13 protein-coding genes are annotated in these 15,775 nt (G+C 58.2%); 7 read left to right on the plus strand and 6 right to left on the minus strand.

All coding sequences use genetic code 11. The annotated features are described in order from the left end of the window. The 6 genes from Q1K49_RS01295 to Q1K49_RS01320 form a co-directional block, all read right to left on the minus strand. Positions 1 to 339, minus strand: a 339-nt coding sequence (locus tag Q1K49_RS01295) for a methylene-tetrahydromethanopterin dehydrogenase N-terminal domain-containing protein (RefSeq protein ID WP_300521893.1), incomplete at its 3' end; no start/stop codon positions are given. A gap of 70 nt (positions 340 to 409) precedes the next feature. Continuing rightward, the gene (locus tag Q1K49_RS01300; protein WP_300521896.1) at positions 410 to 1,942 is read right to left on the minus strand and encodes a DUF2193 domain-containing protein; all 1,533 of its coding nucleotides are present in this window, start codon (positions 1,940 to 1,942) and stop codon (positions 410 to 412) included. A gap of 992 nt (positions 1,943 to 2,934) precedes the next feature. Further along, positions 2,935 to 4,140, minus strand: coding sequence for a dihydropteroate synthase (gene folP / locus Q1K49_RS01305; RefSeq protein WP_300521899.1), 1,206 nt, complete (start codon positions 4,138 to 4,140; stop codon positions 2,935 to 2,937). Beyond that, a complete protein-coding gene (gene queD, locus Q1K49_RS01310) occupies positions 4,137 to 4,514 on the minus strand; it encodes a 6-carboxytetrahydropterin synthase QueD (protein WP_300521901.1) in 378 nt (125 codons plus the stop codon). The genes folP and queD overlap by 4 nt, the downstream gene beginning before the upstream one ends. A gap of 93 nt (positions 4,515 to 4,607) precedes the next feature. Beyond that, positions 4,608 to 5,819, minus strand: a complete 1,212-nt coding sequence (locus Q1K49_RS01315; RefSeq protein WP_300521903.1) for a YibE/F family protein — start codon at positions 5,817 to 5,819, stop codon at positions 4,608 to 4,610. A 17-nt stretch (positions 5,820 to 5,836) separates the two neighbouring features. Then, positions 5,837 to 6,841: a phosphohydrolase gene (locus tag Q1K49_RS01320; protein WP_300521905.1), complete on the minus strand. Its 1,005-nt coding sequence runs from the start codon at positions 6,839 to 6,841 to the stop codon at positions 5,837 to 5,839. Between the two features lie 496 nt (positions 6,842 to 7,337). Here Q1K49_RS01320 and dnaA point away from each other — a divergent pair, with 496 nt between their 5' ends. The 7 genes from dnaA to Q1K49_RS01355 all read left to right on the plus strand — a co-directional run bounded on the left by dnaA (position 7,338) and on the right by Q1K49_RS01355 (position 15,746). Next, positions 7,338 to 8,660, plus strand: coding sequence for a chromosomal replication initiator protein DnaA (dnaA, locus tag Q1K49_RS01325; RefSeq protein WP_300521907.1), 1,323 nt, complete (start codon positions 7,338 to 7,340; stop codon positions 8,658 to 8,660). Positions 8,661 to 8,891: 231 nt separating this feature from the next. Beyond that, complete coding sequence (gene dnaN, locus Q1K49_RS01330) at positions 8,892 to 10,040, plus strand: DNA polymerase III subunit beta (RefSeq protein ID WP_300521909.1); 1,149 nt, start codon at positions 8,892 to 8,894, stop codon at positions 10,038 to 10,040. Beyond that, positions 10,030 to 11,088 carry a DNA replication and repair protein RecF gene (gene recF, locus Q1K49_RS01335; RefSeq protein ID WP_300521912.1) on the plus strand — a complete coding sequence of 353 codons (1,059 nt, stop codon included), beginning with the start codon at positions 10,030 to 10,032 and terminating at the stop codon, positions 11,086 to 11,088. The genes dnaN and recF overlap by 11 nt, the downstream gene beginning before the upstream one ends. A 15-nt stretch (positions 11,089 to 11,103) precedes the next feature. Then, positions 11,104 to 12,978, plus strand: coding sequence for a tRNA uridine-5-carboxymethylaminomethyl(34) synthesis enzyme MnmG (gene mnmG / locus Q1K49_RS01340; RefSeq protein WP_300521914.1), 1,875 nt, complete (start codon positions 11,104 to 11,106; stop codon positions 12,976 to 12,978). Further along, positions 12,975 to 13,472 carry a DUF721 domain-containing protein gene (locus Q1K49_RS01345; protein ID WP_300521917.1) on the plus strand — a complete coding sequence of 166 codons (498 nt, stop codon included), beginning with the start codon at positions 12,975 to 12,977 and terminating at the stop codon, positions 13,470 to 13,472. Before mnmG ends, Q1K49_RS01345 begins: the two co-directional genes overlap by 4 nt. Before the next feature lie 163 nt (positions 13,473 to 13,635). Then, positions 13,636 to 14,706 (plus strand): nitronate monooxygenase family protein, encoded by a 1,071-nt coding sequence (locus tag Q1K49_RS01350; RefSeq protein WP_300521919.1) that lies wholly within the window; start codon positions 13,636 to 13,638, stop codon positions 14,704 to 14,706. 200 nt (positions 14,707 to 14,906) lie between these two features. Continuing rightward, entirely contained in the window at positions 14,907 to 15,746 is an 840-nt protein-coding gene (locus Q1K49_RS01355; RefSeq protein ID WP_300521922.1) for a hypothetical protein, read from the plus strand. The last annotated feature ends 29 nt before the right edge of the window (positions 15,747 to 15,775 follow it).

The following is a 15,775-nucleotide window of genomic DNA, read 5'->3' on the forward strand; positions in this document are numbered from 1 at the left end:
GTCCCTGCGGGAGCGCTTCGCCGTCGCCGCCGCCGCGGTGGTGTTGCAGCCGTTCGGGTCGAAGAGGACGGAGACGCGGAAAGGACCGAAGAAAGCGGCCTTCGCCGCGTCGAGGATCGCCTCACCCGCGGTGACGGAGGAGCCGCCGATGAAAACGGCGCTGTGATGGAGATCCCCGGGACCGCGGGGAAAGAGCAGTCCGTGAATGAGGGGCTGGACAGACTCGGCCCGGACGTTTCCGTGGCGGAGCAGCACATCCACCTCCGCGTCGAGGGCCGTCACCGCGTCGAACACACTGGGATGTTCATCCGCGTCGAGCTGCAACAGTACTTTTTTCATACTCTTCCCTCCCGAAACGAAGCGGGAGAACCGGAGCACGCTCCAGCCTCCCGCAAAGACGGAGCCGAACCTAGACCGACAGATGCCACTCGCAGTAGCCGTTGTCGCCCTGACCGCACCCCTTCACGTAGGGCACGTTCCTCTTGATCAGGGACGTCACGGCGCATCCCTTGCAGGCCCGGACGGGTGCACCGGGCTTGTCGGGCTTGAGGGCGATGATGTTCGTCATCAGCGTCGCCGTAGTGCACTCGGGAGTGAGATAGCAGGGGAAATCCGCCAGGCTCATGAGGGCGGCGAAGCGCTGCGTGATGGCACAGGCGGGATAGGTGTAGCGCTGCGGATTGGACACCACGGGATGCTTGTCGATGGGGGAGAAGTCGAGGGGAATTCCCTTGATCTTCGCTCCCGCGCCGATGGGAGCAATGTCCAGAATCTGCTCTCCCCTGGCGAGAACATCCATGAAGTCCACGTTGTGCAGCTCGTCCGCCTCGCCACGCTTTGGATTCATGGCGGCGTAGTTGTAGAAGCGTTTCGTGAGGAGATCCACCACCATGGGAACGGTGAAACTGTCGAGCCAGAGGATGTAGGCCGACGCCGCCGCGGGCGCTCCCGTGGCCACCGCGAGAACGTCCCACTCGCTCTTGAAGGCCTCCGTCTCAAGCCCTTTCTTGAGCGTCGCCTCGAAGACGTCCATCACCGACTCGTAGATGCCGAAGGCCATGTCGTCCTTGAACATGTTGTAGGCGGACTGGGCGATATGGTGCCCCACGTCACCCACGCAGTAGGCGGGCACGGCGCAGATGTTCGCGTAGTGCACTCCCGCCTTCGCCGCAGCCTCGATGGAGCCCTGCATTCTGTCCTTGTACTGCTTCATGTATTTTCCCACGTCGAAGGAGCTGTGGCCGCCGTGGCCGCCGAGATTATGAGTGGCCATGAGGTGGGTCTGGGCGGCGATGGGTTCCCGGTAAATGAACTGGAGCGTCTCGACCTCGGCCTGTTCCGCCTCGGCAGCGCTCTTTCCCGCCTCCAGGGCCGCCCGGAAGGCGCCTCCGAGACCGTAGGACGTGTTCATCCCCCAGGACTTGGAGGCGAGAATGGTCTTCTTGTGCTCCTTCGGCATGTCCATGTTGCGAAGAATCCGGTTCACCAGGTTCGGAACGGAACCCACGGACATGGCGAAGTCCACCACGCAGGTGGGACCGTACATGCCGCCGTAGCGCCGTACCGCCTCAAGGCCGATGAGGGCCTTGTTCGCGGCGAGAGCGTCGATGAACTGCCACATGGATTTCTTGAACGCCGGATCGCTCTCGTAGAGGACTTCCAGGATCGCCGGAGTCTGGTAGTGCTCGACGAAGGGGTCGTCCTCGGGACGAATCGTGTCGGTGAGGCCGCACAAAATCTCGTAATGGGCGTTCACGGACTTGACGTGGAGATCGATGACCTCCTTGCACTGCCCTCCTTCGGCGGTCATGGTGTTGACCGCGTCCACGTAGGGTTTGGCATCCGTCAGCTTGAATACGCCTCCCCGCTTTTCTCTGATGACGCCATAGACGGAACGTGTCGCTCCGACCGCCTCTTTGATCATCTTTTCGTGGATCGACATCCTTGTTTCACCTCCGAATCCCCCAATGAATCCACCACAGTTCCTCCCGGGCCGCTCTTTCTCGCGTCAAGGTCCGCTCCTTCCACGTTTCTCCCGACGCTCACCTCCCCTGCGTCCTCCTTTTCGGGAAACACCCTGCCTATCCCAAGAATCCTTCCCGAAGAAGGATTTATAATTTTTTCATTTTTAAAGGGTTTTTTTGCATGCAAAGGGTGGTTTCAAGTCAAAAAACGACGGCGGCAACGAAAAACGGAGGATCTTTTCGAAGTGCATCCAAGGGGAATCGAAGAGAACAAAGAGGGGCGACACAGTGCAAAAACTGAAATAAAGATACATAGTCTCCGCGTGCTAAAAAACTAGGGTGCTCTGCAAGCACGTCAGCGAATATAGACTAACGCATGTAAAAGATTTTGTCAACGAAGGATTTTCCTAAAATTTTTCTTGATAATTTCATTTTTTTCAAGCAAAAATTCTTTTTTGAATCCGGATTTTCTTGGCCGGATGCTGTGGTGACTCCATCTCAGCGAAGAACGTGCCGTGGGCCTCTCTGTTTTTCCCGGAGAGCTCTCCCTCAGGCCCTGTTGTGTTTGACGTGTGTAAAGCCACCCAAGGGGAAAGACGAACTCCGGAAACAGGGAGGAGCGGGGAGAACGCCGCGAAAACGGCGTGAGGAAACCTTGTCGTGCAGGAGACGGCTTGTTCGGATCGTCCATACCTTCCCGAACGACGCGTATGTCGGCGCCTGATACGGACACCGTGCGTCGAACCCTCCGAGGCGTGACTGGTGTCCAGCCGCTACCTCAACATAGACCTGTTGATCGAACACACAAAGGCACTCCTGGAAAAGTGCGACTCCTCGCCGCAGAGGGCCGCAGAACACCATGAAAACTTTTTTGCGCAGGCTTGACGCACACAACTATTTTTCTGAAGGGAAAATACCGGAGAAGAGGTTCCCGACGGAGGGTACGCCGCGCTTGGCCGGCGAATCGCAATCAGGCGCCGAGAGTCTTCACCGCCTCGATGGTGCGCACCACCCGCACGTTCTCCCGCACGTCGTGAACCCGGAGAATCTCCACATCCTGCCAGGCGCAGAGGGCGGTGACCGCCAGCGTGCTCTCCAGCCGATCCTCCGGACGCGGCAGACGGAGGATCTTTCCGAAGGAGCTTTTTCTGGAATGTCCCACGAGAAGAGGTCTTCCGAAGGAACGGAAAAACTCCGGATGGTGCAGGAGTGCCATGTTGTGGGCCGTGGTCTTGCCGAAGCCGATGCCGGGATCGAGGATGATCCGGTCCCGCGGAATGCCCGCCGCTTCGGCCTTGGAGAGGCGTTCTTCAAAATACTCATTCATTTCCGCCGCCAGGTTCCCGTAACGCGGATCGTCCTGCATCGTCTCGGGAGTTCCGCGGATGTGCATGAGCACCAGAGGAACGCCGAGCTCTCCTACGGCGGAGGCGAGATCTGGGTCGAAACCGAGTCCGGAGATGTCGTTCACCAGATCGGCTCCTGCGGCGATACAGGCCCTCACCACGGACGCCTTCGAGGTATCCACGGAGAGCACCGCCTCGGGGAGATGTTCCCGAATCGCTCTCAGGGCGGGAACGAGGCGAGCCGTCTCTTCCTCTTCGGAGACAGGGATCGCTCCCGGTCGGGTGGACTCGGCACCGAGATCGAGGATGTCCGCTCCCTCCTCGGCCATGGAGAGAGCCCGGGCGACGCAGGAGGAACCGCTCACGCGGCTCTCGGCGAAAAACGAATCCTCCGTGAGGTTGAGGATTCCCATGATCAGGGTTCGCCCTCCCAGACGCAGCTCCCGTCCCCGGGGCAGCGGAAGCGTCCATTGCCGGATCGCTCTGCCCGCGAGAGCGCGCCGGAGTCGCTCTCCCCATATCCTCGCCTCCGCGTCCGAAACGGCAGCAAGGATTGTCGCAACTCTTTCAAGCTGTTTCGGCGTGCCGAGGAGGAGCGTTTCCCCGGAATCAGTCTCCGCCCCCCGGCGGGGCCATGCCGTACGGATCCCCGCTGCGGCGGCCTCTCTGGAGAGAATGTTCCGAACGGCCTCCGGCGCCCGGAAGAGATGGAAGGCAAGAACATCCTCCACTGACTCCGGGCCGGCCATGTCCTCCGGAGAGCAGCCCATCTCCTCAAGCCTCCGGCGAAGGGTCTCCGGCCGGGCGAAGGTCTCCTCCCAGAGCGTCACGGCGAGAGTTTCTCCAGGTCTTCCCTGCGGAGGATCACGGAACAGGTGGCGGTTTCCCACACCTGGACCTCGAAGAGGGATGCGCCACGTTCCCGGAGGAACGGCTCGATCCGCCTCCAGATCCAGAGGGCGATGTATTCCGCGGTGGGTTGGGGAATCACGTTGTTGAGATAGGAGTGATCCAGGGAAGACAGAACGTTTTCGGAGACGATGCGTTTGAGTTCCACGAAATCAAGCACCATTCCCTCGGCATCGGGATCACCCGCGATGGTGACGGCGAAACGATAAGTGTGCCCGTGGAGCGCCTCACACTTGCCATGATACTGTTCCAGCCGATGAGCCGCGTCGAAGGAGAATTCCCGTCTCAGAAGCATTCTTTTTCCCCCTTTTTCCATGTCGTCCCACGGGGCGAAGACCGAGGAAAAAACGGCTGCGGGCGTGTTCTCGCGTGCGACGCGGCGTCGAACTCAGCTCGAAAAGGGTCTGCGCATGCCCGGTTTGCCCTGTTGTCCTCCCATCCGCTGATCCCGTCTGTGCCACCACATGCCGAGGAAGGCCGTGATAGGTACCGTGAGCAGAAGCCCCATGGTCCCCGCGAGACTGCGGACGATTTCCTCGGCGATGCTGGGATCGTTGAAGAAGCCGAAGAAGGTGGGACCCGCTTCGGCGATGAGCACCACGAAGGGGAGCGACCCCCCGAGATAGGCCAGGATGAGGGTGTTCACCATGCTCCCAAGCACCTCGCGCCCCACGCCGAGCCCCGCCTGCCAGAGACGGGTCGGTGTGATCTGCGGGTCGTAGGTGGAGAGTTCCGCCACGGTGGAGGTCACCGAGACGGCAACGTCCAAAACGGCGCCGATGGAGCCGACGATGACCGATGCCAGCAGAAGTCCCTTGAGGGAGAGCCCGGGAAGTGTAGAGGCCAGAAGAGCACCTCCCTCTCCAGCCATGCCGGAGAGTTTCCAGAACCAGACCATGACGGAGCCGATGACCGAGGCGGTGACGGCACCGCCAACGGCGCCGAGGAAGGCCACGGGGCGCCAGTGCTTGCGACGCACCACGAGAAGGACTGTGAAGGCCGTCACCAACGCCACCGCGACGATGGAGTAGGGAATGGGCGACGCGCCGTCGTGCACCGCCGGGACAAACCACCCGAGGAGCGCCACAAGAGAAAGGACGAGTCCCAGAAGAGCCCGAATGCCCGCGACGCCGGCACTCGCAACGAGGCCCCCCGCGGCGAGGGAGATGAATCCCACCACCCAGGGAACCCGGTAGAAATCGCTCACGTAACATTGGATGGAGCCGTCGGGGAAGGTGTCGCATCCCAAAAAATAGCGGTCTCCGTCATTCAGGGAAATGCCGCTGTTGGCGAGCTGCTCCACCACGACCTGCTCCTGCTCACCCCTGCGGTCGCCCGTAAGGAAGCGCACCACCAGGGGAATACGGACCTGTTGCCACTCTCCGAGGGACTCATTGCTCTGGGGGTCGCCGTTCTGCGGCTCCGGCATGTCGAGGGGAACCGGCTCTCTTGCGCCGATGGACTCCACGCGCACGATCCAGGTTCCCTCGCTGGACCAGAGGGAGAACACCGCCCGGTCCGCCAGAAATCCCAGGAACAGGGAGAGAACGCATACCACGGCGATGCGCAGCACATAGCTCTTGCGAAGTCGCTCCTTCATTGCCTGTCTTCCTTCTTTCATTTGCTCAGCTTCGCCTGCAGAAGATCCCCTAGGGAAAGTCCCATGGGGCGGTCCTGGTCATCGGCTGTGCGGATTCCCGAGAGCAACGTGTCCCGGATCTGCCCTTCCTTGTACGAAGAGGGGTAGTAGAGTGCCGCTGCATCCCCGTGACCGCCGCCGCGGACCTTTCGCCCATCCCTGAGCAGCCCGACGAGACGTCCCGCAAGTCCTTCCCGGCTCCGCATGGAGATGGCCCAATCGCCGGAGACCTTGCGGTTCGCCACCGCCACCAGTCTTGGGGGATCGTCCGAGCGATCGAGAAGAAGACCGCAGAAATCGGACACGTCCCCGTACTCCAGGAGGTCCGCCCCGACCCAAACAAGAGCGTCTCCGGATCGGATCACCTTTTCCCTCGCCCGGGAGAATCGTTCCTCCTGACGGACCACGAAACACTCCGCCACGTCTCTTTCCTCCTCCGTCAACGTAGAGGAGGGGTTCGCCACGAGACGGGCAAAGACGCTCCAGGGGCCGCAGAGAGTCACTAAAGCCTGCCATAGGCGGCTTTCCTCCCTTTTCCCGAGCCAGAGATCCCTGTCGTTGGCGATGTCCACGAGATCCGCAAGAGAGTCAAGCCGCCGCCGCGGAGCGGTCGGAATGTCCCTTTTCAGAATCCAGTCGTAATACACTTTGGCCGCGCAGGCGCTCGTGTCGATGACCATCCATTTTCTGTTTCCGAAACGCTCCTCCGTTGTTTTGTGATGGTCGAAGAGCAACGGTTCGCCGCCCTCGGGGAAAAGGGTGTCCACCTCGTCCACCGTCTCCCGACGTTGACAGAACAGATCGAGCACCAGGAGTCTCGCATTTCCCCGGAGTGTTTCCAGCATGAGTTCATCCACCTCGCCGTACCCGGAGAGACTTACTCGGAGAGGCGCATTCTCCGGATAATGGGCGTGCCATGCCACGGCGGCGGCGGTGACTCCGTCCATATCGGTGTGGCTGACAATGTGAAGTATGGGTTGCATAGCCATCCTCCTTCACTCGTATCGTCGTTTTCACACCCCAAGTATAGTTCTCCTCGTATCTTTCAGGAAGAGCGCGAAGGAGAAAGACAAAAACGGTGGACTTCTGGGGAAAAAATGACGACTCTTATCCACATATGTGGATAAGAGCGTGGATAACTTTTCTTTTTGTGCTTTCAAGGCTTGGGAATGATATCAAAAACGGTATTTTTTGTGGACAACTTTCTCACCCCTTCCCGTAACGTCTCTTACCCTATCCACAGAGTTCTCCTCCGACTTTCCCCTTTTGTGGAAAACTGGAGACATCGGCGTGCATATATCCACAAATGAAGTAAGAATTCAAACGGAAGTGGACCTTTATACACAAATTTTTGGTCGCACTCTTCCTTCGAGTTTTCCACGAAAAATCGTCCTCAAAGGGGCTTGTATGGTAAGATGGACTGCACCGCTGTGGAAAACCTTTTGCCTCATATCGCCGTTTTTCTCTGGAGTGATTGTTATGACAGACGAACTGAATATCCTTTGGACCGCTCTTCTCTCCGCGGCGAAAGAGGACCTCCCTGCCGGAGCGGCAGAGATTTGGCTCAAGACCTGCCTTCCCGTCTCTCTCAGCGAGAGGCGACTCGTGTTGGACGTTCCGAACGTGTTCGTGAAAGAACAGATCCAGACAAGGTTTCTTCCGTCTCTGGATAAGATCGCACAACAGCTTGAGATCGCCGAGAGCGTGATCCTCCAGGTAGGGACAGAGGTTCGAGGTGACGAGCAAAAGCGTGCGGAGCGCGCCGCTCAGCCTCCCCAGGGGAACAAGGGTGGACTCAACCCCGTGTATGTCTTTGATTCCTTCGTCGTGGGAAAAGCGAATCGTCTCGCACACGCATCCAGCCTTGCCGTAGCCGAATCTCCCGGTGTTGCCTACAACCCTCTTTTCATCTGGGGAGGAGTGGGATTGGGAAAAACACACCTCATGCACGCCATCGGACATTACGTGTGGGACAGCAATCCCTCCACGAAAGTCGTCTACGTAAGTTCCGAGAAGTTCACCAATGAACTCATCAGCGCCATTCAAAATAACCGTACTCAGGATTTCAAGGCAAAATATCGTAATGTAGATGTCCTTCTCATTGACGATATTCAATTTCTTGCAAACAAAGAGAGCACCCAAGAAGAATTCTTTCATACTTTCAACAGTCTCTATGATGCGAAAAAACAGGTCGTCATCAGCTCCGATCGACCTCCGAAGGAAATTCAGCGCATTGAGGAACGCCTGGTAAGTCGCTTCGAGTGGGGCCTCGTCACGGATATACAACCTCCCGACCTGGAGACGCGCATCGCCATTCTCCAGAAAAAAGCGGAGTTTCGTGGTTACAGCGTCCCCGAAGACGTCATTTATTTTCTTGCCCAAAATATTCCCAGTAACATTCGGGAATTGGAGGGTTCACTCAATCGGGTCGTCGCCTGCTCTCAATTAAATATGGAACCGATTACCGTGGAAAACGTCTCGGAATGGCTCAAGGACATCATAAAAAACGTCTCCAGAGGTCCGGTAAGCGTGAATCTCATCCAACAGCTCACGGCGGAGGCCTTTGGTCTTAGCGTGGAAGATCTCTCGAGCGCTAAACGAACGTCTGAAATAGCCTTGGCACGTCAAGTGGGAATGTATCTTTGCAGAGAACTCACCGAAGCGAGTTTGCAACAGGTAGGTTTCGCCTATAACAAGAAGGATCATACGACGGTACTCCATGCCTGCAGAAAAATAGAGGAACTTGTCAGGACCAATATTCGCGTGGCGAGTATTGTGGATAACATCCGTAAAAAGCTGTGATTCCCCGGTGTATTGTACTGTGGAAAACGGACTGAGGAGGGTATTTCCACAATCATTCTGTGGATAATGTGGATAACAAGGAGGAATCCCTTCTCCTCTTTTCCACAGGTTCTTCTCCTCCACTGTAGGTTTCCATAAGACTTTTCCACAGTTCGCACAGCCCCTACTGCTTATACGACTGTTCTTCAAGAGATAAAAGGCAGTACTAATTGTGGAAGGATGTGATCGCCGATGAGACTTACCATCGACAAAGTTCCTTTTCTCAAAAGCTGGCAACTCGCCGAGCGGAATGTAGGTACTTCCAGTGCCGTGAACACTCTTACCGGAGTCCTCTGTACCGCTGAGGGAAGTCAAATTACGCTTCAGGCGACGGATCTGAAGACATGTCTTACCTGTAATGCCCAGGGAATCACTGTGGAAAGAGATGGATCAGCAGTGTTTCCCGTCAAGGTAGTGGGGGATATATTCAAGAAAATCCCGGCAAAGCAGTTCACTGTAGAAGTGAGTGAGGGAAGTGCTCTTATAACTGCCGGAAGGAATAAATATCGTTTCGGAACGTACAGAGTGGAGGAATTTCCCCGGATTCCTTCTTCCGCCACGGGAGAATACTACTGCGATCTTTCCTGTGGAGAACTGCTTCGCGTTCTTGGAGAGGGAAGTATTTCCGGGTCGGTAAACGACGAGTTTCCTCAGTATCTGAGTGGTGCTTCATTACAACTTGAGGAGGGGCGGCTCACCGTCGCCGCCACGGATACACGACGGCTTTCTCTCTCCAGGACGATGGTGAGAGAAGGAACTCAAGGGACACAACTCGTTCTTCCCATTCGCGGTCTCCGGGAGCTCGGCCGGGTTCTCTCCTCCTGCGAAGGTGAGGATCCTGTGCGGATTCTCGTCGACGGAGCCCAGGCTTTCTTCCAGTTTCCCGGAGGAGAGTTTTCGGTCAGGCGTATTGATACCAAATTTCCGGCCTACGAGAAATTTCTCGCCAAGGATCGAACGACCTGGATGGTGATGGACAAGGATGCACTCCTTGCTGCAGTGGAGAGGATGGATCTTGTCGTTCGCGATTTCACTCGTATGGTGGTGCTCCAGCTTTCCCCTGCGGGGAGCCTCCATATTTCCGCCCAGGCTCCCGAGGTGGGAGACGCCGTGGAGGAACTCGACGCGGAGATAGACGGAGAACCTCTCCGAATCGCCTTCAACGTGCGCTTTCTCCTTGACGGTCTTAAGGCGGTCTCCGGAACTCTGGTACATCTTTCCTTCAACGGTTCCGTAGGGCAGATGACCATGTCGCGTCCCGACGATGACGCGTTTCTCTATGTGGCCATGCCCATCGCTCTTTCGGAGGAGGATGTTCTTTCGGGAGAGAATGCGCTGTAAGCGAACAGAATGGAGAGGATTCCGCAATCTTGCCGTCCAGCGCATTGAATGGGGCGAAGGACTTCATCTTCTCGTGGGTCCGAATGGGGCCGGAAAGACAAATGCTCTGGAGGCACTTTCTCTGATGACCGGATGGGGTCCCTTTCCTGGGAGGAAAACCTCCCAAATGAGAACCTGGGGGAAGGACGAGAAAGCCTATCTGTCGGGAGAGTTCGAGGGAGAGGAAAGGGTCGTGTCCGCGGCTGTGGTAGGCAGAGCCACACAGCTCGGGTGCAATGGAAAACGGTGTGGTGCGGCGGATCTTCGTCCAAGGGTTCCTTCTCTCGCGTTTCTTCCGGAGGATCTGGCTCTCGTGGAGGGATCTCCGGGAATCCGGAGACGGTTTCTGGATCAGCTCTGTGCTCTTTTGCTTCCTTTGTACGCACTGAAACTTCATGAGTACAAACGGGCTCTTCGGTCGAGGGTCATTCTCCTGCGCCAGGGAAAGAATGTGGGGCTCACCGCAAGAGTCCTGGCGCCTCTTGCGGGATGGCTCTGGAGTTCCCGGGAGATGGCCGTTCGTCTCCTTGTGGAGGGACTCTCCGCGATGCATGCGCTTCTTCCCGCGGAGGTGTCCCTCGTTTTTTCCCGAGGAGGATGTGCAGGAGAGGGTAATCCCATAGAGGAATACTGGAAATCTCTCGCCCTTCTGGAAAAAAGGGAACGCCTCGTCGGCTCTCCTCTTGTGGGTCCCCATCGGGACGATCTTTTCCTCGGGGTGGAGGAACAGGCAGCCTCGGTCGTGTTGAGTAGGGGGCAACGCCGCCGTCTCGCCGTCGCTCTGATGCTTGCCGCAGGGTACGCGGTGGAGCGCCGTCTGCGGCGCTGTCCTCTGCTTCTTCTCGATGAAGTTGCGGCGGAACTTGACGGAGAGGGAAGGGGGCTTCTCTTCTCTTCTCTTGCCGCGACGGGATGGCAGATATTCGCCGCAACAGCGGAGGGAACGCCCTACGAGTGGCCCGGAAAAGAATGGAGGGTTCACGAAGGATATATTTCTCCTTTGAAATGAGGAAGGCGAAGGAAGATGAAGGAGCGCTACGATGTGATCGTTGTGGGAGGAGGTCATGCGGGGACTGAAGCGGCCCTTGCGGCGGCTCGCATGGGCGCTTCCACGCTGCTTTTGAATCTCTCTCTGGACAATACTGCTCTCATGGCCTGTAATCCTGCCATGGGAGGCCCCGCGAAGGGACATCTCCTCAGAGAGACGGATGCCCTCGGAGGAGAACAGGGTCGAGCCACGGACGCCTCGACACTGCACATCCGGGTGTTGAACACCTCTAAGGGGCCCGCAGTGCGCACTCTGCGCGCACAATGCGATCTCGGGAAATACCATCGCTTCATGAAGCATGTTCTTGAATCCGTCCCCTCCCTCGATGTCTTTCAAGGCCTCGTGACAGGACTTCTCGTCTCCGGGGGTCGTGTCGAAGGAGTGGTCACCAGAGAACAGGTGCGGTTCGGAGCGCCCCGGGTTGTTCTCACCACGGGAACCTATCTCGGAGGAAAGGTGCACATAGGCCTGGTCAACTTTCCCTCCGGACCTCTTGGTCAGATTGCGGCGGAGGGGCTTACGGAAGATCTGCGACGGCACGGATTCGAGGTTGGACGCCTGAAGACGGGGACGCCGCCGCGGATCCATGCGGATACGGTGGACTGGAAATCCCTCACGCCTCAGGAAAGCGAGAGGGAACCCCTCTGCTTCTCCCACTGGAGCGAAGGAAAAGTACACGACGGCTTTGCCTGTTACCTCACGAGAACCACTGCGGCGACCCATGGTATCATCCGGGAAGCCCTCGGCGAATCACCGCTCTTCACGGGACGTATCGAGGGCATCGGTCCGCGGTATTGTCCTTCCATCGAAGACAGGGTGGTGCGCTTTCCCGACAAGGAGAGCCACCAAGTGTTTCTTGAGCCCACTGCCAGAGGTAGCGCCGAGGTGTACATGCAGAATTTCTCGTCGAGCCTTCCCCTCTGGGCTCAGGAGCGCATGGTTCGTTCCCTTCCCGGATGCGAGAAGGCTCATATTCTCCGTCCCGCCTACGCCATCGAGTACGACTATCTCCCTCCGACACAGCTCACTCCCTGGCTCGAAACGAAAGGAGTGAAAGGACTCTTCTGCGCGGGACAGATCAACGGAACCTCCGGCTACGAAGAAGCGGGGGCTCAGGGAATCCTCGCCGGCATCAACGCGGTGCTCACCCTCCGCGGGGAGTCCCCGGTGGTTCTGGGTCGCTCCGAGGCCTATGCGGGTGTTCTCGTGGACGATCTGGTCACCAAGGGCACGAGGGAGCCCTATCGCATGCTGACAAGCCGCTGTGAACACCGTCTTCTTCTGCGGCACGACAATGCAGACCGTCGTCTCGCCCCTCTGGGAAGAAAACTGGGACTCCTGGACGATTGCCGCTGGAACGTCCTGCTTCGGAGATGGAAAGCTCTTGAGGAGGAACTGGAACGGCTTCGCTCGATTCGGATTTCTCCCTCTCCTGAGGTGAACCGGCTCCTTTCGGAGGCAGGAAGCACGCCTCTCTCGGAGAGCGTCACCGCGGAGGAGTTGCTTCGCCGTCCTGAGACGGACTACGCACTTCTCGCCCGCATCGTTCCTCCCGGGGAGCCGTTGGAGAAAGAGATCCGGGAGCGCGTGGAGATAGAGGTGAAGTACGCAGGATACGTGGAGAGACAGGAACGAGCCTGCGAACGGTTCGCCCGCATGGAGAAGGTCGATGTTCCCGCCGATTTCGAGTGGCGCGGTGTTTCGGGTCTTTCCTCCGAGGCGCTCCAGAAGCTGGAATCGGTGCATCCGAGGACACTGGGACAGGCGGGGCGGATTTCCGGGGTTACCCCCGCGGATCTCCAACTGCTCTGGATCGCCCTGGAGCGACGCCGGAGGAAAGGATCGTCATGAGACGCACTGTGAGGAGGGGATCGGCGAAGCCTCTTTCGGAACTGCTCTGGAACTCTCTTCCAGAGGGGGCGAAAATCCGGGTCCGGGTTGCTGCAAGTGCCCGGAACTGGGAGAGCGTGGTGGGTCCGCTTCTGGCGAAGCGAAGCGCTCCGAGACGGATCGTGGAGGGAAAACTCCTCGTCGTGGCGGAGAGCCCGGCGGCAGCCCAGGAACTTGTCATGCGGGGAGCACGCATCGTGAAGAACCTGGAAAGGGAGTGGCACATCCTTGTCTCCGGCATCACCGTGTCAGTGGGACGAGTTCCCCCACCGCCACGGAATGGTGCACTTCCCGAGGACAGACCCCTCGGCTCCGTTCCGGCCGAAGAGGTGCATGCCGCCCTTGATGTCGTCGCGGAGAAGGTAGAGCGAGACGACGTGGCGGAATCCCTGGCGAGGCTCATGGCGGTGTATCGGAAGCGTTTTCCCGGAAGGACGGGAGGCGCTCCTCACTGAGAGCGCGCCGGGAGCGCGCCTTTTCCGGAACGGTGCTACCGTCTCATTCTCCTTGTTTTTTCGTGGAGAAGAAACGCTAAAGAGTGTACAATGGAAACCCTATTTCCAGAAAACGTACCGCGTCCGCAGCGCGGGCACCTACACGGGAGGAAGTGGAGCAAAAATGACCAATCCGACACTCACCCTGGGAAAGCACACCCCTAGGTTTCCGCTGATCCAGGGAGGCATGGGCGTCATGATCTCCGGTCCCCGCCTTGCCGGCGCCGCGGCGGAGGCGGGAGGCATCGGTACCATCGCCAGCGTGGGCGTTGCCTGCGCGTCACCGCACTATAACGGCAGAAACTACTTCGAGGCGAACCGGCTGGCGTTGCACGATGCCCTCCGGGAGGCCCGCAAGGTCGCTCCGGAGGGCATCCTTGCGGTGAACTGCATGGTGGCTCTCACAGATTACGAAACCCATGTTCAGGCCGCCTGTGAAGGAGGCACGGACGTGATCATCTCCGGCGCGGGACTTCCGCTCAAGCTTCCGGAGCTCACCAGGGACTTTCCCCAGGTCGCTCTTGTGCCCATCGTGAGTTCCACCAGGGCGGCACAGCTCGTGCTCCGAAAATGGGAAAAGTCCTACGGAAGGCTGCCCGACGGATTCGTGGTGGAGACGCCCCTTCACGCGGGAGGACACCTTGGAGCGACGAAGATGGAACACGTGACGGCCCAGGAATTTTCTCTCGGAGTGGTTGTGCCCGAACTGGTGGCGTATCTCGAGGAGGAAGTGAAGGCGGATATCCCGGTCATCGCCGCGGGAGGAATCTGGAATCGCGAGGACATGCAGCGTGCGTTCGCCCTTGGTGCCCGGGGCGTCCAGATGGGGACCCGCTTTGCCTGCACCGAGGAGTGCGACGCCGCGGACCGTTTCAAGCAGGCCTATCTCGACGCGAAGGACGAGGACGTGGTGGTCATCATGAGCCCCGTGGGCATTCCGGGACGGGCCATCAAAAACCCCTTCGTCGCGAAGTACCTCGAAGGGGACGTGACGAGCAAACCCTGCATCGCCAACTGCCTTTCCCACTGCTCCTACAAGAAGGAACGCAAAGCCTTCTGCATCGCTCAGGCCCTCGTGGACGCCTATCGCGGCGATTGGGAGGAGGGGCTCTTCTTCTGCGGCGACAACGTGACACGTTGTTCCTCCATCGAGACGGTGAATGAGATTTTTCGAGAACTTTTCGGGGTTGCGTGATCCCTTCAGGATGTGTCGTTTTTTGCAGGCGGTTGTTCTGTTGCAGGCACCGATTTTGTCGTATCACGTTTCTTCCATATAGCGATGGTATTTTTAATCCTCTTGCGTAATTTAACGGGGTGTCATCATTAGAGGATGGATACGGTCGGGAAAACGTACGGAGAAATAATGATTGGAAGAATGAAGGAGTGATGCGATCAATGCGACAGACTGCCATGTTTTTTGCTTTTGCCGCGTCCCTTGTTCTCGCGCTGTTCCTTTTCGGGGAATTTGCCCCTGTTTCCGCTGCCGCGGAGGCGAAGAGCCGCACCGAAGCATTGGAAGCGGCGGCGGAGCGACTTGTGCAGATTGTGGATGAGGAGGAGCTTTCCCAGCTCTTCGGTCTCCTGGAGAAAATGAAGGATGCGGGGCTTTCCTGGAACGGAGAGATCACCGTTCCCCGGTCCGGCATCATCGCCTGCAAGACGCCGGACCAACTCTACGTCCTGTGGGGAATGTACGCGCTGGACGTCACCTACGCCAATCTTTTCGGAAAGAAAATAGAAGAGATTCTCACCGCAAGAATGGAGCTTGAGGAGCGAATCGGTTATCCTCGGGATCTTCCGATTCCCCGGCTGAAAGACAACAGCGATCACGACGCGAAGAAAAAGGGCGCCATCGCGTACCTCCGGATGATGATCGAGGAGTCGAAGAAAAATCCTGTCTTGCTCAACACCTTTCTCGGAGGGTTCTACGGGAGCACTCTCGAACTCTTCTACCTCTTCTCCAAGCTCGGTATCGCCGCCGGGGTGACTCCCGAATTCGTCGAACTGGTTGATGTCCATCTGCCCCAACTGCGCATCACCTTCGACATGCTCGACGCCTGTTCGGGCGACGGAGAACTGGCGCAGCTTCTCGACGTGGAGAATCGCAAAGCCGTGGTGACCTCCATCATGACGATCGTGAAGGAGAAGATAGGAAACATCACGGAGGAGGACCTCCGGAATATCCTCGCCATCGTCGAGACGGTGCGGAATCCTCTCGTCACTCCCTGCAACTGAACGCTCTTGGTTCGCCGCTCCGGAGGGTT

It is taken from the genome of Aminiphilus sp., assembly GCF_029975095.1.
GTDB lineage: Bacteria > Synergistota > Synergistia > Synergistales > Aminiphilaceae > Aminiphilus.